Source organism: Bacteroides sedimenti, from assembly GCF_040365225.1.
GTDB lineage: Bacteria > Bacteroidota > Bacteroidia > Bacteroidales > Bacteroidaceae > Bacteroides > Bacteroides sedimenti.
The window spans coordinates 2,692,554-2,712,601 of the sequence record NZ_AP028055.1 but is presented as its reverse complement, the minus strand read 5'-3'; the positions used below and the strand labels follow the sequence as shown (position 1 = coordinate 2,712,601).

Here is a 20,048-nt window from a genome sequence, read left to right as displayed (position 1 = left end):
CAACAAGTAAAAACATCTAAAACTTGCAAATAAATAAGAATACAAACCATGAAAAAGAGTAGTTTATTCATATTGGGAACTCTGATATTAGCTTCCTGTAATAATAATCCGAAATTTAAAATTGAAGGAACCGTTGCTGGAGCCGATGGGAAAATGTTATATCTGGAAGCCTCTGGTATTAACGACGTTGAGCCGCTCGATTCTGTTAAGCTGAAGGGAGAAGGAGAGTTTAGCTTTAAGCAATTGCGCCCTGAATCTCCTGAATTTTACAGGTTGAGACTGGATGATAAAGTTATTAATGTTTCTATTGACAGTACAGAAACGGTTACCATAAAGACTAAACTGAATGATTTTTCAACCGGATATGCTGTTGAAGGTTCAGAAAATTGTAATAAGATCAAAGAATTAACCCTGAAACAGATCGGATTGCAGAATAAAATCGATGCATTAGTGAAGGTGGCTCAGAAAAACAAGATTTCCTCCGATGTATTCGAAGATAGTGTGGCTGGTATGGTAAAGAAATACAAAGATGAGGTGAAAATGAAATATATCTTTGCTGCTCCCAATATGACCTACGCTTATTTTGCCTTGTTTCAGAAAGTAAATGGCTATATGCTTTTTGATCCGATGTATAGCAAGGATGATATCAAATGTTTCCAAGCAGTTGCAACCAGCTTGAATAATGCATATCCTGATGCTGACCGGTCGAAGAATCTATATAATATCGTTATTAAAGGACTGAAGAATACCCGTCCAGGTAAACAAAAAATAATCGAATTGCCTCAGGAAAAACTATCGCAATCAGGTTTGATTGATATCAATCTGAAGGATATTAACGGCGTGTCTCGTAAATTGAGTGACCTGAAAGGGAAAGTGGTGATTCTAGACTTTACTGTTTATCAAGCAGAAGGAGGAGTTGCACATAACTATGCATTACGTGATCTGTATAACAAATATGCATCTCAAGGATTGCAAATCTATCAAGTGTCTTTAGATACTGATGAACATTTCTGGAAAACATCTGCTGATAATCTGCCTTGGGTTTGTGTTCATGATGACAATGGATTGCAGTCAAGATATGTTTCTGTGTATAATATATCGAAAGTCCCTTCGTTTTTCGTAATTGATAGAAATAACGAACTTAAAAAGCGTGATGAGAATATTAAGAATTTAGAGGAAGAAGTGAAAAAACTGCTTTAAATTGCTAATATTTAGGGCTTTTTTGTTAAACATGTTACAAAGCATACAATTTTGCTTGACACGTATTGTTTAAAAGCCTATCTTTGCATAGTATTTAAATGAAAGAGGGTTCCGACATGTAAATGTTGGAATTCTTTTTTGTTTATATGACGGTTTAATTGTTTAAAATTAAAAGCATTTTATTAATTAATAAAGGAGGATCGAATCATGGCTTATATGTCTGAAGAGGGTTACAAAAAGTTAGTTGAGGAATTGAGAATTCTGGAAACCGTTAACCGTCCGGAAATCTCAAGGCAGATTGCTGAAGCGAGAGATAAGGGAGACTTATCAGAGAATGCTGAATATGATGCAGCAAAAGAGGCGCAAGGCATGCTCGAGATGAAGATTAATCAGTTGAAGACAATTATCTCCAGCGCAAAAATTATCGATGAATCAAAATTAAAAACGGATTCAGTTCAGATTTTGAATAAGGTTGAATTGAAAAACCTGAAGAATGGAATGAAAATGAAATATACTATTGTTTCTGAAAGCGAAGCAAATCTGAAAGAAGGAAAATTGTCAGTTAAGACACCTATTGCTCAGGGACTCTTGGGTAAGAAAGTGGGTGATGTGGCTCATATTGCAGTTCCACAAGGAAATATTTCATTGGAAGTACTTAATATCTCTCTTTAATTAACCGCAAATGGCAACAATATTCAGTAAAATTGCAGCAGGAGACATTCCCAGTTACAAGGTAGCAGAGAACGACCGTTTTTATGCATTCCTAGATATTAACCCTTTGGTTAAAGGACATACGCTTGTTATTCCAAAACATGAGGTTGATTATCTTTTTGATTTAGAAGATGAAGAGTTTGCTGGGTTGCATCTTTTCGCAAAAAGCGTAGCTTCTGCTATTGAGAAAGTAATTCCTTGTAAAAGAATTGGGGTTGCGGTGATGGGTCTGGAAGTTCCTCACGCTCATATTCATCTTATACCGATCAACAAGGAATCTGATATGATAATTTCAAATCCTAAACTGGCACTTTCCAATGAAGAGTTTGCAACTATTGCAGATTCAATTAAGAGTGTTTGGGAAAATAACAAAACTGATTTATAAAAAGAATGCGCATGATAGATAATATCAATGCGCATTCTTTTTATAATCGATTTTATTAAATATAATCCTCTCCCATTTTAATCTGAGCATCATTCACAAACTTTCTTATTGCATGCTCTTCTTCCTTTTTACAAATCAGCAACACGTTATCCGATTCTGCAATTAAGTATCCATCCATATCTTGGAGCACGGCTAATTTACCTTCGGGTAACACTACGATATTGTTTTTACTGTTGTAGGTAAGAGATTCACATTTTAAGCACACATTCTGATTGTTGTCTTTTGGCGATAGGTCATATAGTGACCCCCAGGTTCCTAGGTCAGACCATCCGAAATCTCCCATTAGTACATATACATTGTCCGCTTTTTCCATGATTCCGAAATCGATGGAGATATTAGGGCAGGCTGGGAAATATTCGTTGATAAATGCTTTCTCTTTGTCTGTGCCATATAACCCAACCCCGGGTGCCAACTTAGCAACCAGTTCAGGTAGTAGTTCATTGAATGCTTTCAAGATGCAATTTACGTTCCAGATGAACAATCCGGAATTCCAATAAAACTCTCCGCTTTCAATAAATACTTTGGCTAATTCTAGTTCTGGTTTTTCTGTAAACGTTTTTACTTTGTAAAACTCACCGTCTTTTTGTTCATCTACTTGAATGTATCCGTAACCTGTTTCCGGTCTATTGGGCTTGATGCCCAGAGTAAGTAGGTTGCATTTTTTTTCTGCAAATTTTAATCCTTTTCCGATTGCTTCCAGAAACTCATCCTCCTTTAATATCAAATGGTCTGAAGGAGCTACAACGATATTGGCATTAGGATTTAATGAGTGAATATGGTAAGATGCCCAGGCAATGCAAGGTGCTGTATTTCTGCGTGTTGGTTCTAGAAGGATCTGGTTGGGTGAGAGTTCAGGAAGCTGCTCCTGAATTAGAGAAGCATACAAGTCATTAGTTACGATGAATATATTTTCAGAGGGAATTATTTTGCTGAATCTGTCGTATGTTTGTTGAAGGAGTGAACGACCTGTTCCGAAGAAATCAAGAAATTGTTTTGGGAGGCTTTTACGACTAAAAGGCCAGAAACGGCTTCCGATACCTCCACCCATGATTACACAATAATTATTGCTGTTTGTCATGATAATACCTGTTTTAAAGTTTCTGCTAAGGTAGCATTTATTTTATAAAAAGGCTAACCTCCTCTATAGAATTCTATTTTTTTCAACTTTTTCTTTCTCTAGTCTTGCAAATATGAAAAAAAGCCGTATCTTTGCACTCGCAATTCGCCCAGATGGCGGAATTGGTAGACGCGCTGGTCTCAAACACCAGTGGATTCACTTCCATGCCGGTTCGATCCCGGCTCTGGGTACAAAGAAAGCTTCTCAATCAGTTGATTGAGGAGCTTTTTTGTTTTTGAGTGGTGTAAATCATATTTTATCCTGATAAATAGATTGCCTCAAAAAAAGGGAATAAAGCTGTCTTTGCATTTATCCCGCATTGTAGAAACTTCGTAAATATTGAAGTTTACATTTGACAAATCTCATTTATCATGGTTATTGAAAATATGAAACCGATGATGCCGCATAATGTTATTAATGCAAGATTAAGAAGTCTTGCTTTTGGCTTTGAGGATTTATGCAAATTTGAGTTTATATACTCTTTGAAGAAAAGATAGAGTGCCGGAACTGAAGAGCTTGCTAAAAGAAAATCTTCCGGTATCTTGAAGAAGTATACTTTGGTAAAACCAATTAAAGCCCAATGAGACAGAAACAGAATCAGAAAAATATTCCTTCTCTTGGAAAATGCAAGTAGTAATCCAATTGTAAATACAGCAACAGAGCAAGGCATAATCGGTGAGGTCATCATCGGGAAATGAAGACCACGTGCTAGTGAGAAGAGTGGATAAACTAGTGGAAGCAAACAAAGTAGAATGGATAGCTTGTCGTATTTATATGTTCTCTCAAAAGGGGTACGGTCAAATAGAAAATCATATAACCAAAATAGTGTCATTACTCCCCAAAATAATGTAAATACATTGTTTAAGCTTCTTGGTTCACAATATATGTAATAATAAACTATTGCAATCCATGCATTAAGCAATGCAAGAAACAATTTCATAGTTCGTTGTATGATTTTTGTTGGGTTTGTGAATAATGAGATAGTTAATGCTATTGCAATCACTGTTAGTAATATCTGATACCCCCAAGTTGCAGCATTGTATTGGGCAATTGTGTTCCAGAACGTCTCCATAATTCCTAAATAGTTTAATTAGTAGCTTATTCGTTTGTTGAGTCTGCCTTATAAGAGCTGGTGTTGATGTTGAACTTCCGATAATAAAAGCAAAGATTCTTATTTTAAAATCTGCTTTCGTTTCTCTCACTTCTCAGCTTCAAATAAAGTGTATTAAATTGGGCTGCAAAATTAGAAATAAATCCCCGACTAGAGATTTAAAAAAACAATCACAATCTTAATTGTTACTTATTTATGTTAATGTATTTTTGCCTGGTATCCTGATTGCTGTTAGTCCTAAATGAATTATTGAGTGCAAGAACAACTTATTTCATAAAACAAACGACCGGTTTCCACAATGATTCAAAAGAATAGTTTCTAAATACCTCTTTCTACGGCAAGATGCCTTGCTTAGATTAGCTCTTCTATCGCATTCTTGATCTTGTATAATATTAGTCCAATTATTGTTCCACTTACCAGACCCCCGATGTGAGCGGCATTATCAACACCTCCTGTTAGCCCCATTAATAAATTGATGACAACGAAAAAGCCAATCAATGAAAGTATCAATTTCTTTCCTGTTTTCGGTATGGCGTTGGTTAACAGAAGGCCGAGAATTGCTCCGTACAGTCCGAATATGGCTCCTGAAGCGCCAACGCTTATTGTGGCATTGTACCATAAAATGCTAGCGATGCTTCCCAAAAGGCCGGATATGATGTAAATTATGAGATAATTTTTTCTGCCGAATATCGGTTCGACGAACAATCCTGCCAGCACTAGTCCATAAATATTGCAGGAAAGGTGTATTAATCCACCATGCACAAACATGCTGGTGAAGAGTCTCCACCATTCTCCGTCTGTTGTTGCCGATCTGAGGTTTGCTCCCCACTGGAGAAGCTCTTTCCCATTTGGACTCATAATGTCAACTCCTGCTAAAACCATCAGAATGAAGACTATAAGGTTTAGGTCGATAATTATGGAGGTTATAAAATGTTCATCTCTTGGAATCAGGTATTTAAGTATTTCGGTCAATTCGCTATTCTTGGATTTTTTGCCGCATAGGAGTCGCACTTTCTCTTTGTTGTCGAATCCTGTGAAAATAAGTAAGAAAAGCAGAATTGAAAGGCCGATCCCAAATGAACCAAAAATCCATGCAAACTTATTCCCGTTGCGTTGATCGTATGGTTCACTTATACCTTTCAAGACAATTATCTGATCTTCTTTTTGATTCACAGTAACTTTATTAATTGCCTCTAAGAAAGAGCTTCTATTTTTAGATGATGGAATTCTTTCAAAGTGATCGATGTTGTTTAGTCTGTATTTCTGGGCTGTTTCTGAACATTCTTTGAAAAATTCGTAATATAATGAATCTTTCTTTTTACTGCTGATTCGATTGCTGATCTGTTTCTTGAAGATTGTCCCATACCAAAGCCGACAATTGGTTGAGTATACCACCGTATCGCTCTTTACGTTGTCAGCATCAATGGGGAAAACAAAGTAAATCGAAATATCCAAATGCTTGTTATACTTCCCGCTTAATTGAATGTCAGTGTAATAGCTTATAAAGTCCTTTTCAATTTTATATCTATTTATCTTGTAAAAACGGGCTTTTGGCTTAACGGTTATTTCACTAGGATATTGTAATAGTTCCAGTTTTCCGGTTGCTGTTGTTAGATACTCTTGTGAAATTATAAGGCATGCAGCCAGGGTAACTCCTGAAACAAAGGTGAAGATGGTGCTTGATCTATCGGTGTCATCCTTGGAGGTTAAGTCTTTGAATCTAGGTTCTAACCAAATCAGTATCGGAATCCATGGGAGTAGTGCTGGGATCCAAAAATTCCAGATATCTTCCTTGATGTCAATGATTTCAAATTGAATTGTAAAAAGCCAGCGGAAAAGGAGCAGTCCGGCCATGGTTGAAAGAGATATGATGAGGTAAGTTGGTATGATGTGTTTTACTTTTGCGATGTATGTTTTCATTTTATTTGATCGTTTTGAAACTTATTTTGTTCCTGATTTTTGTTTCAATAATGTGTTTGTGATTGATTTATACTAGGAATTATATGTTTTATTTCGTTTAAAAATATTCCCTATTATGTGTCGGCAAATATATAACAATAATTGAAATGCAGTACCGGTCTGTCTAATATTATTTTTAATCCGTGACGATTACACTTGATGGGTAGAAAGTTTGTGCTGCTTATTTTTGATAATAATATGATTTTCCAAATCTTTTAGACCTTTTTACAAAAGAGCAGATCTATATGTTGTTTGGGCATAGGATAGTTGTATTTTTAATTTTTTAAGTGTTAAATGGATAGTTTCTTGATTGATATAATATACTTTTGTTGCGTTTATATGTAAATTGAATATATCATTACAACCTTAAATTGATGCAAGATGCCTACATAGTACTTTCTTTTGAGTTGTCTGGTTATCATTTTATTTGTTATATGCTTATTAAAAGACTGTATTTTCTATTTCTAACAAGGGTAGGGTGATACCAATTCGAAAACAAGGATAGCAGACTGTTCGATTTTAATATAAATGATTGAGTTACCTTAAAAATAAATGATGATGAAAAACTTAAAAATTATACTGGCCATAGGCTTTATGTTGATTCTGGCCAATAAAACCTTTGCCCGGAATGTCATAAGAGTCGCTTGTATAGGAAATAGCATTACCTATGGAGCAGGCATTCCTAATCGTGATAAAAACAGTTATCCGGCCCAGCTACAGGCTTATCTTGGAGGCGGCTATCTGGTTCAGAATTTTGGAGTATCCGGTCGGACACTTCTCTCGAAAGGAGATTACCCATACATTAAGACAAGTGCTTATAAAGAATCGTTGTCTTTCAATCCAGATATTGTGATTATTAAACTGGGGACAAATGATTCAAAACCTCAGAACTGGAAGTACAAAGAGGATCTGAAAGCCGATTTTATGTCACTGGTTAATAGCTATAAGAACTTATCCTCTCATCCTCGAATTATTCTGCTTACTCCTGTAAAATGCTTTTTACCCGATGGCTCTGAAATCAGCGATCAGCTCATAGGAGGAGAGATCCGGACGTTCATTGAAAAAATGGCCTATGAAAACCAACTTGAAATTATCAATCTGTACAACCTCTTTGGTGATAAATGGGAACAACACCTTATGCCTGATAAATTGCATCCCTCATCCATAGGTGCTGGAATGATTGCTGAAAAAATATTTGAATGCCTCACTCTAAAACAAGGAAATAAGGTTAATATTACAAAAGCGCTTCACATACAAGGTAAAGCAAGATTTAATTTCCATGGATATAAAGGGTACGAATTCACTAATGAAGGAACAACATGTCGGGTAGTTGAACCTTACGTCGAGGCTGTAGGGAGACCCTGGATTATCCGAGCTCGTTTTTGGGATCATGAACCACAAACAGATATTGCCTTGTTGGAGAATGGATTTCATTTAGTTTATTGCGATGTAGCCGATATGTATGGATCGAATAAGGCAGTGCAGCGCTGGAATAGTTTATACAGGAGGCTGCGTAAAGTTGGATTCAATAGTAAAGTTGTACTTGAAGGTATGAGTCGGGGAGGCTTAATTGTTTATAACTGGGCAACTCAAAATCCGGAAAAAGTAGCCTGTATTTACGCTGATGCCCCAGTGATGGATATAAAAAGCTGGCCAATGGGAACCGGCAAATCAGAAGGCTCGCCGGATGATACCAGGAAAATGCTTCAAGTATATGGTTTCGGTAATGAGCAAGAGGCGCTTAACTGGAAGAGAAATCCTATTGATTGCGTATCTGTGATAGCTAAATACAGAATCCCCGTTATTCATGTGGTGGGTGATGCAGACAAAGTGGTGCCTGTTGATGAAAATACGGCAATCTTTGAAGAACGACTCAAACAGTTGAACTACCCGATCACTGTTGTTCATAAACCCGGAGTGGACCACCATCCACATTCGCTGAATAACCCATCAACGATTGTTCGCTTTATACTCAAGGCTACTGGTAGAAGTGTTAATAGATGTATTCATCCCGTTCCGGGAAATGAATTTCGTGCTTCTGCTGGATGGACAGAAGGCGCTGACTGGCACACTATATCCGAGGATATTTCAGCTACCCTTCAAGGAAAGAATTTGAAGCTGTTATTGTTAGGCAATTCAATTACTCAAGGGTGGGGAGGTAACCGAAAAGCAGTGACTTATAAGCCAGGGAAAAGAGCGATGGATGCAGCCGTGGGGGAAAATCAATGGGAGAGTGCTGGAATTGCAGGAGACCGAACTCAGAATCTGTTGTGGCGCATTAGATATGTAAACTATAATGTTTGTCATCCTAAATATGCAGTAATTGCGATTGGAATTAATAATCTTTTTGGAGAAGCCGACACTCCTGAACAAGTAGCAGAAGGTATCATTGCCGTTGCCAATGTAGCAAAGATAAAACTGCCTCAGACACAAATAATTTTGTTGGGGCTCTTGCCTGCAGGGAAGGAAGTCTCAAGTGATATCAGAATCAAGTGCAACCAAATACATGCCATTTTGGCAAAAAAACCTATTAAAGATGTGAAGTATATTAATCCTACCAGCTGGTTTGTAGATGCAAACGGGACTATCAAATCAGGATTATATGGAGGGGATTATATACACCTGACAACTAACGGTTATCAGGTGTTTTCTGAAGAGATCTCAAAGCTAATAAAGTAAATCCATATTCTCACGATCTGCATGTAATAAATGAATCTTTCATTCATCAGATATTCATGCATTAAATTAATGTTTATAAGAAATTTTGATAGTAATAATAAGATTTCACCCCTTTTGTAAGGTGGATAGTTGAAAAAGAATATATATACCGATAGTACTATGTGCCGGTTTTGAAGAATTGTGGCGATAGACTTTAAAATTAAATAATTTTTGCCTTAAAATTAATATTCACGATTTTATAGCATATTTTTGCACTACCTGCCTTTGATTGATTTTAAACTGATAATTTTAGAATGAAGAACACAAGCTTTTTTGCAGTCGATTTAGGAGCCACCAGTGGTCGTACTATTCTGGGAATGGTAAAAGAAGGCTCTATTGAGTTAAGGGAACTTACTCGTTTTCAAAATAACCTCATTGAGGTGAATGGGCATTTTTATTGGGATATATATGCTCTTTACCATGAAATAATAAACGGCCTGAATCAGGTTTCGAAAGAAAAAATACCTATCGCGTCAATAGGGGTTGATACTTGGGGAGTTGATTTTGTTTGTGTAGGTAAAGATGGTGAAATTCTGCGTAACCCTTATAGTTATCGTGATCCTCATACGATAGGTTTGCCCGAAGAACTCTTCAAGCGCATTCCTCGGGAAGATATTTACCAAATGACTGGCATTCAGATAATGAACTTCAATTCTCTGTATCAGCTGGCAGCCATGAAAAAGAATAGTTCTTCCGTATTGCCGGTAACCGATAAAATATTGTTTACTCCTGACGCTCTGTCTTATATGCTCACCGGTGAAATAGTAACGGAATATACAATTGCTTCAACTTCACAGTTAATAAACCCAATAAAAAAGGAGTTTGAACCAGTTTTGCTGGAGTTGCTTGAACTTCCCAGGAAGACTTTTGGAAAGCTTGTATATCCAGGAACGAAAGTAGGTATCCTGTCCAAATCGGTGCAGATGCAGACCGGACTGAGTTCTGTTCCGGTGATTGCTGTTGCCGGACATGATACAGCCTCTGCTGTTGCTGCGGTGCCAGCACCTGATAAGAACTTTGCCTATTTAAGCTCGGGTACCTGGTCACTAATGGGTATTGAACTTGAACAGCCGTTTATCAACGAGGAGAGTTTTAAAATGAATTTCACTAATGAAGGTGGTGTGGAAGGAACTACCCGTTTTATGAAAACAATTTGCGGAATGTGGCTGCTGGAACGCTGCCGCAAAGAGTGGGCAATGGTGGCTGATTACTCGTATACAGATTTAATTGAGGCAGCTATGAAGGCACCTGCTTTCAGAAGTCTGATTAACCCGGATGCTTCTTGCTTTGCCAATCCGGTTTCGATGATTGAAGCCATCAAACATTATTGCAAAACAACAGAGCAAGCGGTCCCCGAAACCTATGGAGAAATTACTCGATGTATTTTTGAAAGTCTGGCTCTGATTTATCGTTATACGCTTGAAAACCTGAAAAGGGTGGCTCCTTTCTCTATTGAACGTCTGCATGTGATTGGAGGCGGGTCTAAGAATAATCTACTGAACTCTTTTACTGCAAATGCATTAGGAATAAAGGTTGTGGCAGGTCCTTCGGAAGCGACGGCAATCGGGAATATCATGCTGCAGGCAAAAGCTGCGGGAGTTGTTTCCAGTATTCAGCAGATGCGTGAAATGATTTGTGCTTCGATAGACGTGAATGTCTTTGAACCTGTCGAAAAAGATATATGGGATGAAGGGTATGTCGCTTTCCTAAAAGTATTCAGGGAAAACATATAAAATATCACTATCTTTGCGACGTTTCAATGCCGATGGCTGATTATGCAGAAATGTTGTAAAAATCAAATATAACGATAGGTTGTAAAATGAAGAAGCGGGGATTCTTAAATAGAATATGGATATGGTTGTTGAGATTCAGATATCGGAAAGGGTATGGTGTACATTCTCCTTTTGCATTTGACTTGATTACCAATGTGTTTTATGGAGAAATGCCCTTTTATGATTTCCCTTTTCTGAAAGAACAGATCGAAAAAGTACAGACTGGTTCGGTTGTATCGAATAAACGATACCTGGAAAGCCGAAATATTTGTGAGATGCTTTTTAAATTAGTTGATGATTCCCGATCGAATACTATATTAGAGGTTGGAACAATGGGTGGCGCTGCAATGGTTTATTTATCAGCTTCCCGTAAAAAAGGACGATGTATCTCTATAGATCATGAATCGCCAGCGAATATACTGGCAAGAAATATCTTTCATCTTTGCAATGCGAATGTAGACTATCGCATCGGGGATGTTGAAAAACTGCTTCCTGACTTACTATCAGAGCTGGGAACTCTCGACTTTCTTTTGTTAAATCCGGAAGAATATCCAATTAAGGATATACGGTTAATGTTTGATTTGTGTTGTGAGAAAAGTAATCAAAACTCAGTCTTTGTAATACGAGACATTCACTCTTCGCGGGTTATACGAAAATGGTGGAATCAAATCGTGGCTGACGAGAAAGTCGGAATCACTTTCGACCTTTATGACTTGGGCATTGTTTATTTCGACAAGAGAAAAATTAAACAGCATTATATTGTTAATTATTAGCTTTATACTCCAGTTGCTAAATACTGATAAAAATACGGTAGAGAAATGAAAAAGAGTAAAGTATATACCAGGACCGGTGATCAAGGTACCACTTCTCTGGTAGGAGGAACCAGAATCTCAAAAACTGATGTGAGGCTCGAATCTTATGGTACTATAGATGAACTGAATTCTTACTTGGGATTACTGCAAACTTTCCTGATTGAGGAAGCGGATAGCAGTTTTCTTTTAAAAGTTCAGAATAAACTTTTTACGATAGGGTCTTATCTTGCAACCGATCAGGATAAGATTGCCCTTAATGCGGCAAGTATTATTTTTTTATCGGATATTGAAACAATAGAACACAGAATTGATGAAATAGACGAACAGTTACCTCCAATTAATCATTTTGTAATTCCTGGAGGAAGCCGTGATGCTGCAGTTTGCCATATATGTCGCACAATATGCCGCAGAGCCGAAAGGCGCATTTTGACATTGGATACCCACTGTGAGGTAGATAAAAACGTAATTGCTTATATGAATCGTTTGTCCGATTATTTATTCCTTTTATCCCGAAAATTGAATCATAATAATAATCATAATGAAATATTTTGGGATAAAACTTGTAAATGAAATTATTTATTATACTTTTGCGGAAATTTAAAACACGAAATTAGTAATCATTTTTAATATCGAAAACTATGTATTGGACTTTGGAATTGGCATCAAAACTGGAAGATGCCCCTTGGCCTGCTTCCAAGGATGAGCTTATCGATTATGCTATGCGCTCCGGTGCTCCTCTTGAAGTTATTGAAAATCTTCAGGAAATGGAAGATGAAGGCGAGATATACGAAAGTATCGAAGACATCTGGCCTGACTATCCAAGTAAGGAGGATTTCTTTTTTAACGAGGAAGAGTATTAAAAACAAACTTATAAGGAAGGTATTCAAGCTACCTTCCTTTTTTATTCTCAACCTTCCATTTTGCCAGATTCCTCATTTTGTACTACATAAATTGATGGAAAACACAATTTATTGACTTTTTAGCAGTTAATAAAGTATTGGAATACTTTGATTCAGATGCATGAATGAGAATTAAAAGATCTCTGTTGTTTTGTTTTTTTGTGCTTTGTTGTTACGTAGCAAGGGCGCAATTTGATTCACAGTTCAGTCAATATTGGGCTGTGACGGGATATTTTAATCCGGCATATGCTGGGCAGACCGATCAATTGACTATCTCGGGAGCCTATAGCCAGCAGTTGGCAGGATTTACAAATGCTCCAAAATCGATGTTTTTTGGCGCTGATATGCCGTTTAGTTTTCTAGGAAAAAAACATGGAGTGGGAGTTATGCTCTTTAACGAAGGGATAGGTCTTTTCAAAAATCAGATATTTGGCCTGCAATATTCGTACAAGAAACAGCTTGAAAAAGGTCAACTGAGTATTGGTGTGCAATTAGGTGCGCTAAACATCGCGTTCGACCCTTCCAAAATAAATTTGGGTGATGAAACCAAGGACGATGCTTTTCCTACGGCGAATGTTTCAGGAATGGCGATGGATGCAAGTATAGGAAGTTATTATACTCATCCGGACTGGTATGCTGGTCTTTCGGTGACACATCTTAACGGAGCGACAGTTCTAATGGGTGAAAATAATGAGTTTAAAGTTGATCCTACTATTTATTTGACAGGAGGATACAATATTAAAACGAGAAATCCGTTAATTCGGTTACAACCATCTTTCTTGTTGAAGAGTGATATGATATCAACAAAAGTAGATGTAACAGGTAAGGTGTTTTACGATTATAATGATAAAATCTTTTATGGAGGTATTTCCTATAGTCCCAAGACATCAGTAACCTTTTCTGTTGGTGCAAAAATAAAAAATATTACTGTTGGCTATGCTTACGATTTGTTTACATCGCAAATCGGGGCAGGCAGCGGAAGTCATGATCTGATTATTAATTATTCTACAGATATCAACTTTTCGGGACACAGTAAAAACAAACATAAAAGTATACGTATTTTATAAAAAATATGAAAAAACTCTTAGTTATAACAAGTTTAGCCTTAGCTTTCGTTCTAAGTTCATGTGGTGGACCGGTTGGCGAATCGGCTGTCGGAGGAGAACTGACAGGTGTCAGTGCAATGGCGTGGGATGAACCTGCACCTTACGGTATGGTGCTTGTCAAGCGAGGCTCGTTTAAGGCAGGACCGGAAGAAACAGATAGTCTTTGGGGAAAATCAACTCCGTCAAAGGAAGTCTCTGTGGATGCTTTCTGGATGGATGAAACTGAGGTTACAAACTCTAAATACAAACAATTTGTATACTGGGTGCGCGATTCGATTATTCGTGAACGTCTGGCCGATCCAGCTTATGGTGGTAATGAAGTTTACAAGGTTACTGAGGATAGAGAGGGCAATCCTATAAAACCATTTTTAAACTGGGCAAAACCGATACCGTGGAAAAGAGCTACTGAGGAGGAGTTAGCTGCCATTAAAAGTGTTTATACTACCCATCCTGTTGAGAGAACCACTATGCTCGATGCTAAACAGATGAATTACCGCTTCGAGTTTTATGATCATTTACAGGCTGCTTTAAGAAAAAACAGACTCAATCCTGCTGATCGAAACAGGAATACTGATGTCCCAGTAAATTATGATGAAGTAGTGATGATATCGAAAGATACTGCATATATCAATGATGAAGGACAGATTGTGAACCAGACAATTACTCGTCCACTATCTTCATTGTATGACTTCCAAAATAGTTATATCGTAAATATCTATCCGGATACAACTTGTTGGGTAAACGATTTTCAGAATGCATATAATGAACCTTATATGAAATTGTATTTCAGTCATCCAAGTTATAACGATTATCCTGTCGTAGGTGTATCTTGGGAACAGGCAAATGCATTCTGCGCATGGAGAACTAATTTTTTAATGGCAGGATTGCGTGGTACTGCTCGGCAGATACAACGTTATCGGTTACCGACAGAGATTGAATGGGAATTTGCAGCTAGAGGGCAAGAAAAAAATGCATATCCTTGGAAATCATCAGGAACCAAGTCTGATGAAGGTTGTTTCTATGCCAACTTTAAACCAGGCCGAGGAAATTATACAAAAGACGGAAATCTGATTACAACTAAGGTCGGTTCTTATTCGCCTAACTCAAACGGATTGTATGATATGGCGGGTAATGTGGCTGAATGGACCTCTACAGTTTACACTGAAGCAGGTGTCTCATCTATGAGTGATATGAATCCTGAACTCAGATATAATGCTGCAAAGGAAGATCCCTACATGATGAAGAAAAAAACAGTTCGCGGAGGCTCATGGAAAGATGTGGCATCTTATGTGCGTTCTGATGCACGTACATACGAATATCAGAATGAGAGCAGATCTTATATTGGGTTCCGTTGTGTCAGAACTCAGGTTGGTTATAATAAAAAAGGAAGATAATTATGAATGATAATATTAGAAGGAAAAATCCAATCCGCAGGTTCCAGGATTTTCTGGTAAGCTATAATGGGAAAGTAATGCTTAACTATGCATATAGCTGGGGAGCATCCATCGTAATCTTGGGTGCCTTGTTTAAGCTAACCCATTTACCTGGGGCAAATTTGATGCTTTGGGTTGGTATGGGGACCGAGGTAATCGTGTTCTTTATATCGGCATTCGACCGTCCGCATAAATCATATAAATGGGAGAGTGTGTTTCCACATATTAAAATTTCCGGAGATACGCATACTAAAAAGAATGAGTGGCCCGATTACAATGGGAACGGTAAAGAAGAACCTGCTCTTCCGGATGCTGTAAAACAAGCTCTTAACCAACCTGCTGTTCCTAAGAAAACGGAAGGAACAATAACAAAACCCGCAACAATTAAGGGTGCGGCAGTTTCGGCTGGAGCCGGACAGACTGTTTCAGTTGGTGTACAAGGTGTCTCTGTTGCTGGCGGAGAGGTTTCAGCTGTAAGTGAAGCTCCTGTATTGATTGGTGAAGACTGGGCGGCAGGAATCAGTGGAGAAGTTGCTGCAAATTCTCCGGAGGTATCTGATGCTACAGCTGTTTACCTAACAAAACTGGAATCAATGGCAAATACATTGGAGCGCTTTAATAACGCAACCAATGCATTGGCAGAGGTTTCTGACACCTTGCTTAAATCGTATAAGAGCATAAGTGATAATTCTGATTCGATTACTGCAAATTCTGCCGGATATGTTGAACAGATGCAGTCGTTGAACCGTAATCTGATGGGATTGAATACAATTTATGAGATTCAGTTGAAGAGCATCAGTTCTCAGATTGATACCATTGATAGGGTTAATGAAGGTCTGAAACGAATCAAAGATATGTATGAGGGTTCGACTGGCGACAGCGAAAAATTCAACAAAGAAGCTGAGAAAATGGCTCAGCAAATGGAAGAATTAAACAATGTTTATGCCCGTATGCTGAAAGCAATGACAGTTAACATGAACAATCAACAACAATTATAATTTATAGATAACTGATATGTCTACATCACTCGGCCCGGAGTCTCCACGTCAGAAGATGATAAACCTTATGTATATCGTCCTTATGGCTATGTTGGCTCTGAATGTTTCTTCAGATGTGCTCAATGGCTTTTCATTGGTAGATGAGAGTCTTAACAGATCGACTACTAATTCCACGAAACAGAACAAATCATTGTATAATGATATGGCCGATTTTATGGCTAAAAATCCCGAAAAAGTGCAGGAATGGTTTAATAAAGCTCAGTCTGTACGCAAGATGTCTGATTCTCTTTATCAGTTCGTGGATGAACTTAAATATAAGATTGTCAGAACTGTTGACGGTGAAGAAGCCGATGTTATGAACATTCAGAATAAAGAAGACCTAGAGGCTGCAAATTCTGTGATGCTGGCTCCGGGAACAGGACAAGGGAAGAAACTATATAACTCCATTAACCGTTATCGGAATGCTATCCTTGCTCTTGTAACTGATAGCACTCAGCGAAGAATTATCAGTAGTAACCTGGGTACAAAAGTTCCTCGTAGAGCTACAACGGTAGGAAAGAACTGGCAGGAGTATATGTTTGAGAATACACCAGTGGCTGCGGCTGTAACATTGCTCACAAAGTTGCAGAATGATATTCGTTATGCAGAAGGAGAGGTACTGCATACTTTGGTGAAGAATATTGATGTTAGAGATATTAGGGTGAATCAGGTGAATGCATATGTGATTCCTAATGCGCAGACGATTGTAAAAGGTGGAAAATTCAGTGCTCAGATTATTCTGGCGGCTGTTGATTCCACTCAGAAGCCTTCTGTATATATTGGAAACCGTTTATTGCCATCCTCCAGTAATGGGCTCTTTGAAACAATATGTAATAATACTGGTGAGTTCAATTTAAGCGGATATCTGGAACTTAATAGGGGTGGTGGAGATATTCTGAGACGCAATTTCTCTCAAAAATATACGGTGGTTAATCCATCGGCAACGTTGTCGGCTACCATGATGAATGTGTTATACGCCGGATATGACAACCCGATGAGTGTTTCAGTTCCTGGAGTGCCCAGTCAACATGTACAATTAACAATTACAAATGGAAATGGTTCTATAACATCCGTGCCGGGAGGATACATTGTTCGCCCATCGAGGATCGGGCAAACAGATTTTGCAGTTACCGCAAATCTGGGAGGTCGGAATCAGTTGATGGGTAACTTTGTTTACAGGGTACGCCAACTGCCCGATCCGATGCCGTTTATTGAATATGATGGAACCCCAGGTAATCCAAAAAGATATCGTGGAGGAACAGGTTTCTCAAAAGCTTTGCTGATGAGTACCGAAGGCATTGGTGCTGCCATAGACGATGGATTGCTGAATGTGAACTTTCGTGTTCTCAATTTTGAAACTATTTTCTTTGATAACATGGGTAATGCAGTGCCTGAGATTTCTGCCGGAAGTAAATTTTCTGCAAGACAAAGGGAAGTGTTTCGTAAGTTATCACGAGGAAAAAGATTCTATATATCAAGGGTAAGGGCGGTTGGACCGGATGGTATTGAACGTTTACTTCCTACAACACTTGAAGTCATTGTAAATTAATTAAATACGAAGATATGAAACGCTTTATATGTACTATGGCTCTTCTTTGCACTACAATTGGTATCTGCCAACTGCCAGCGCAACCGAAAGCGCGTAAAGCAAAGCAGGAAACAAAAGAATCCGGTACGACTCTTTCTGTCCGAGCACAGACGCAATATACCGGACAATTGACAATGCCTGAGGAGGTTTTATGGAAAAGAGAGATTTATAGAACTCTTGATCTGAAACAAGAAAAGAATTCAGCCTTATATTATCCTGTGGAACCTATAGGCGACCGAATGAATCTTTTTACACTGATTTTTAAACTCCTTGCAGAAGGAAAGATTCCTGCTTATGAGTATCATCTGGATGGTACGGAAGTTCTCACGACTGAAAGTAAAGTCAAATTTAAAGATGTACTTGACCGCTTTCATATTTACAACCAGGCTAAGAAAGGTACTGGGAAAGATACCATATATATAGTTGATAACAGTGATATACCAAGTAACGAAGTTCTCAGCTACTTTATCAAAGAGGTGTGGTATTTTGACCAACGTTCTTCAACTTACAACTCAAAGGTTGCAGCAATATGTCCGGTGCTTCATCGTTCTGGAGATTTTTCCATGGATATTACCAAATATCCGATGTTTTGGTTGAATTATAATGATCTGAGTCCATATTTGACACGTATGAATGTGATGACCAGCAACCTGAATAATACCTCCAGTATCACAATGGATGATTATTTCACTACCAGACAGTATAAGGGAGATATTTATAAAACCACTAATATGCTTAATCAGACACTGGCACAGTATTGCCCGACTGATAGTGCGTTGGTGAAAGAACAAAAAAGAATAGAAGGACAATTAAAGGCTTTTGAAGAACATCTTTGGACGAGCCCTGCCGATACTATATCAGCAAAAGAATCGGATAAGAAAAAGAAGAGTGAAGCGACAGAAAAGACTTCAGTGAGAACTTCCAGAAGAAAGACTTCCTCAACAACAGTCTCTTCTCCCAAGGTGAAAAAGGAGAAGTCGACTTCAACAGCTCCTAAAGCTTCTGTGCGGCGTCAGAGAAGATAATTATTTAACGCGAAACAAATTTCTTTTTAGCATTTAGTCAGAAAAAGGGGTTGTCTAATTTTGAGACAACCCCTTTTTTATAATCCGTTATCGTTTTAGTTATCAATATTCAGTATAACTATATGCGAAAAGAATTCGGGATGTATTATCTTTTGTGGGGAACACCATATTCTTTTGCACTAATTGTATCTATAGGGATTTCCCATATTTTTACGTTCTTTACTGCAGGTTCGGAATATTCAAAAGTACTGTCTGAATAGTGGCTCATGATTATATTCAGAGCTTCGCGTTTATCATCCAGGTTTTCAATAAATTGTACTTTCCCATGGCAGATTACACTCTTGGCTTTCATACGATAGCTGCATGCCACCTTAGGGTGTTGAAAAACCAGTTCATGGTCTATGCTGAAAGTAATACAAACATTATTATTTTGTTCCAGAATATCAATAGAATGTCCCGTTGGGCCTGAATGTAAATAGATAACTCCTTCTCTGTATCCAAAATTCATAGGGATAACATAAGGGTTATTCTGGTTGTCAACCATACCTACATAACAAATGTCGCTTCGGGAAATAATTTCTTCAATATAATCTTGTTCTTCAATCTTTACTGTTTTCATGTCGTTATTTTATCTCTTGTTTTGTCCAATGTACTTTTGCCAGATCGAATCCGCGATTGACTAGTCTATAGACAATGGGGCGTAGTTCGTCATTCTCAATAAGAGGTTGACGATACAAAATCCATAAACTGCTTTGTGATGAATCAGATACGACTGCCCATTGATAATTGTCATCAAGATCAATAATCCAGTAATCGCATTTAATCGGCCAGCGAAATTGCATTTTAAGTTTTGCATTCCCTGATTCGGGAACAATGTAAGCTTTTCCTTGAGTCTTTTTTTCTTTCTTTGACTTCTCACACCGATTTATTACTTCTATGTAACCTTCTTTAGGGATAAATTCTGCAGAGACGTTACAGGTGTCTTTTTCGAACCAGCTTGGGTAACGCCCAATCTCGTACCAGATACCAGCATAACGCTCTATCTCAACATAGGGAACTGTGTCTATGTTTTTGTGTTTCTTCATTTTTTCTTTAAGCTTAATACTTAAAAAACA

The 20,048-nt window shown here is 37.9% G+C and carries 18 protein-coding genes and 1 tRNA gene; 14 read left to right on the top strand and 5 right to left on the bottom strand.

Going from position 1 to position 20,048, the window contains the following annotated elements; translation table 11 throughout:
* Window positions 1–48 precede the first annotated feature (48 nt).
* From ABWU87_RS10840 to ABWU87_RS10830, 3 genes are all read left to right on the top strand, one after another.
* On the top strand, window positions 49–1,200 hold the full coding sequence (locus ABWU87_RS10840) for a DUF4369 domain-containing protein (protein ID WP_353330631.1): 1,152 nt from the start codon (window positions 49–51) through the stop codon (window positions 1,198–1,200).
* A 207-nt stretch (window positions 1,201–1,407) separates the two neighbouring features.
* Window positions 1,408–1,872: a transcription elongation factor GreA gene (gene greA / locus ABWU87_RS10835; protein WP_353330629.1), complete on the top strand. Its 465-nt coding sequence runs from the start codon at window positions 1,408–1,410 to the stop codon at window positions 1,870–1,872.
* A gap of 10 nt (window positions 1,873–1,882) precedes the next feature.
* Entirely contained in the window at window positions 1,883–2,296 is a 414-nt protein-coding gene (locus ABWU87_RS10830; protein WP_353330627.1) for an HIT family protein, read from the top strand.
* 55 nt (window positions 2,297–2,351) lie between these two features.
* On the opposite strand, the gene ABWU87_RS10825 is transcribed toward ABWU87_RS10830, so the two are convergent.
* On the bottom strand, window positions 2,352–3,434 hold the full coding sequence (locus ABWU87_RS10825; RefSeq protein ID WP_353330625.1) for a mannose-1-phosphate guanylyltransferase: 1,083 nt from the start codon (window positions 3,432–3,434) through the stop codon (window positions 2,352–2,354).
* A gap of 146 nt (window positions 3,435–3,580) precedes the next feature.
* On the opposite strand from ABWU87_RS10825, the gene ABWU87_RS10820 reads away from it, so the two are divergent.
* Window positions 3,581–3,664 (top strand) — tRNA-Leu (locus ABWU87_RS10820).
* A gap of 155 nt (window positions 3,665–3,819) precedes the next feature.
* Here the strand turns inward: ABWU87_RS10820 and ABWU87_RS10815 are convergent.
* Window positions 3,820–4,545: a DUF6064 family protein gene (locus ABWU87_RS10815; protein ID WP_353330623.1), complete on the bottom strand. Its 726-nt coding sequence runs from the start codon at window positions 4,543–4,545 to the stop codon at window positions 3,820–3,822.
* 390 nt (window positions 4,546–4,935) lie between these two features.
* The gene (locus ABWU87_RS10810; RefSeq protein WP_353330621.1) at window positions 4,936–6,504 is read right to left on the bottom strand and encodes a rhomboid family intramembrane serine protease; all 1,569 of its coding nucleotides are present in this window, start codon (window positions 6,502–6,504) and stop codon (window positions 4,936–4,938) included.
* 597 nt (window positions 6,505–7,101) lie between these two features.
* Between ABWU87_RS10810 and ABWU87_RS10805 the strand changes: the two genes are divergently transcribed.
* The 10 genes from ABWU87_RS10805 to gldN all read left to right on the top strand — a co-directional run bounded on the left by ABWU87_RS10805 (window position 7,102) and on the right by gldN (window position 18,933).
* Complete coding sequence (locus ABWU87_RS10805) at window positions 7,102–9,222, top strand: GDSL-type esterase/lipase family protein (protein WP_353330619.1); 2,121 nt, start codon at window positions 7,102–7,104, stop codon at window positions 9,220–9,222.
* A 293-nt stretch (window positions 9,223–9,515) separates the two neighbouring features.
* Window positions 9,516–10,994, top strand: a complete 1,479-nt coding sequence (rhaB, locus tag ABWU87_RS10800) for a rhamnulokinase (RefSeq protein ID WP_353330617.1) — start codon at window positions 9,516–9,518, stop codon at window positions 10,992–10,994.
* An 86-nt stretch (window positions 10,995–11,080) separates the two neighbouring features.
* Entirely contained in the window at window positions 11,081–11,806 is a 726-nt protein-coding gene (locus tag ABWU87_RS10795; protein WP_353330615.1) for a class I SAM-dependent methyltransferase, read from the top strand.
* A gap of 45 nt (window positions 11,807–11,851) precedes the next feature.
* Window positions 11,852–12,415 (top strand): cob(I)yrinic acid a,c-diamide adenosyltransferase, encoded by a 564-nt coding sequence (locus ABWU87_RS10790; RefSeq protein WP_353330613.1) that lies wholly within the window; start codon window positions 11,852–11,854, stop codon window positions 12,413–12,415.
* A gap of 68 nt (window positions 12,416–12,483) precedes the next feature.
* On the top strand, window positions 12,484–12,705 hold the full coding sequence (locus ABWU87_RS10785; RefSeq protein ID WP_321425513.1) for a DUF2795 domain-containing protein: 222 nt from the start codon (window positions 12,484–12,486) through the stop codon (window positions 12,703–12,705).
* Window positions 12,706–12,869: 164 nt separating this feature from the next.
* The gene (locus tag ABWU87_RS10780) at window positions 12,870–13,811 is read left to right on the top strand and encodes a PorP/SprF family type IX secretion system membrane protein (RefSeq protein ID WP_353330610.1); all 942 of its coding nucleotides are present in this window, start codon (window positions 12,870–12,872) and stop codon (window positions 13,809–13,811) included.
* A gap of 5 nt (window positions 13,812–13,816) precedes the next feature.
* Window positions 13,817–15,244 (top strand): SUMF1/EgtB/PvdO family nonheme iron enzyme, encoded by a 1,428-nt coding sequence (locus ABWU87_RS10775; RefSeq protein ID WP_353330608.1) that lies wholly within the window; start codon window positions 13,817–13,819, stop codon window positions 15,242–15,244.
* Between the two features lie 2 nt (window positions 15,245–15,246).
* The gene (gene gldL, locus ABWU87_RS10770) at window positions 15,247–16,281 is read left to right on the top strand and encodes a gliding motility protein GldL (RefSeq protein WP_353330606.1); all 1,035 of its coding nucleotides are present in this window, start codon (window positions 15,247–15,249) and stop codon (window positions 16,279–16,281) included.
* Window positions 16,282–16,297: 16 nt separating this feature from the next.
* A complete protein-coding gene (gldM, locus tag ABWU87_RS10765; RefSeq protein ID WP_353330604.1) occupies window positions 16,298–17,869 on the top strand; it encodes a gliding motility protein GldM in 1,572 nt (523 codons plus the stop codon).
* A 14-nt stretch (window positions 17,870–17,883) separates the two neighbouring features.
* Window positions 17,884–18,933 carry a gliding motility protein GldN gene (gene gldN / locus ABWU87_RS10760; RefSeq protein ID WP_353330602.1) on the top strand — a complete coding sequence of 350 codons (1,050 nt, stop codon included), beginning with the start codon at window positions 17,884–17,886 and terminating at the stop codon, window positions 18,931–18,933.
* Window positions 18,934–19,078: 145 nt separating this feature from the next.
* Here the strand turns inward: gldN and ABWU87_RS10755 are convergent, their stop codons facing one another.
* Together ABWU87_RS10755 and ABWU87_RS10750 are read right to left on the bottom strand one after the other, a co-directional pair.
* Window positions 19,079–19,552: a pyridoxamine 5'-phosphate oxidase family protein gene (locus ABWU87_RS10755; protein ID WP_353330600.1), complete on the bottom strand. Its 474-nt coding sequence runs from the start codon at window positions 19,550–19,552 to the stop codon at window positions 19,079–19,081.
* Window positions 19,553–19,556: 4 nt separating this feature from the next.
* Window positions 19,557–20,018: a lipocalin family protein gene (locus ABWU87_RS10750; RefSeq protein WP_353330598.1), complete on the bottom strand. Its 462-nt coding sequence runs from the start codon at window positions 20,016–20,018 to the stop codon at window positions 19,557–19,559.
* Window positions 20,019–20,048 lie beyond the last annotated feature (30 nt).

Excerpts from the sequence above, each read along its gene's own strand:
- ABWU87_RS10840 (WP_353330631.1), top strand. The coding sequence starts at position 49 with ATGAAAAAGAGTAGTTTATTCATATTGGGAACTCTGATATTAGCTTCC.
- greA (WP_353330629.1), top strand. The coding sequence starts at position 1,408 with ATGGCTTATATGTCTGAAGAGGGTTACAAAAAGTTAGTTGAGGAATTG.
- ABWU87_RS10830 (WP_353330627.1), top strand. The coding sequence starts at position 1,883 with ATGGCAACAATATTCAGTAAAATTGCAGCAGGAGACATTCCCAGTTAC.
- ABWU87_RS10825 (WP_353330625.1), bottom strand. The coding sequence starts at position 3,434 with ATGACAAACAGCAATAATTATTGTGTAATCATGGGTGGAGGTATCGGA.
- ABWU87_RS10815 (WP_353330623.1), bottom strand. The coding sequence starts at position 4,545 with ATGGAGACGTTCTGGAACACAATTGCCCAATACAATGCTGCAACTTGG.
- ABWU87_RS10810 (WP_353330621.1), bottom strand. The coding sequence starts at position 6,504 with ATGAAAACATACATCGCAAAAGTAAAACACATCATACCAACTTACCTC.
- ABWU87_RS10805 (WP_353330619.1), top strand. The coding sequence starts at position 7,102 with ATGAAAAACTTAAAAATTATACTGGCCATAGGCTTTATGTTGATTCTG.
- rhaB (WP_353330617.1), top strand. The coding sequence starts at position 9,516 with ATGAAGAACACAAGCTTTTTTGCAGTCGATTTAGGAGCCACCAGTGGT.
- ABWU87_RS10795 (WP_353330615.1), top strand. The coding sequence starts at position 11,081 with ATGAAGAAGCGGGGATTCTTAAATAGAATATGGATATGGTTGTTGAGA.
- ABWU87_RS10790 (WP_353330613.1), top strand. The coding sequence starts at position 11,852 with ATGAAAAAGAGTAAAGTATATACCAGGACCGGTGATCAAGGTACCACT.
- ABWU87_RS10785 (WP_321425513.1), top strand. The coding sequence starts at position 12,484 with ATGTATTGGACTTTGGAATTGGCATCAAAACTGGAAGATGCCCCTTGG.
- ABWU87_RS10780 (WP_353330610.1), top strand. The coding sequence starts at position 12,870 with ATGAGAATTAAAAGATCTCTGTTGTTTTGTTTTTTTGTGCTTTGTTGT.
- ABWU87_RS10775 (WP_353330608.1), top strand. The coding sequence starts at position 13,817 with ATGAAAAAACTCTTAGTTATAACAAGTTTAGCCTTAGCTTTCGTTCTA.
- gldL (WP_353330606.1), top strand. The coding sequence starts at position 15,247 with ATGAATGATAATATTAGAAGGAAAAATCCAATCCGCAGGTTCCAGGAT.
- gldM (WP_353330604.1), top strand. The coding sequence starts at position 16,298 with ATGTCTACATCACTCGGCCCGGAGTCTCCACGTCAGAAGATGATAAAC.
- gldN (WP_353330602.1), top strand. The coding sequence starts at position 17,884 with ATGAAACGCTTTATATGTACTATGGCTCTTCTTTGCACTACAATTGGT.
- ABWU87_RS10755 (WP_353330600.1), bottom strand. The coding sequence starts at position 19,552 with ATGAAAACAGTAAAGATTGAAGAACAAGATTATATTGAAGAAATTATT.
- ABWU87_RS10750 (WP_353330598.1), bottom strand. The coding sequence starts at position 20,018 with ATGAAGAAACACAAAAACATAGACACAGTTCCCTATGTTGAGATAGAG.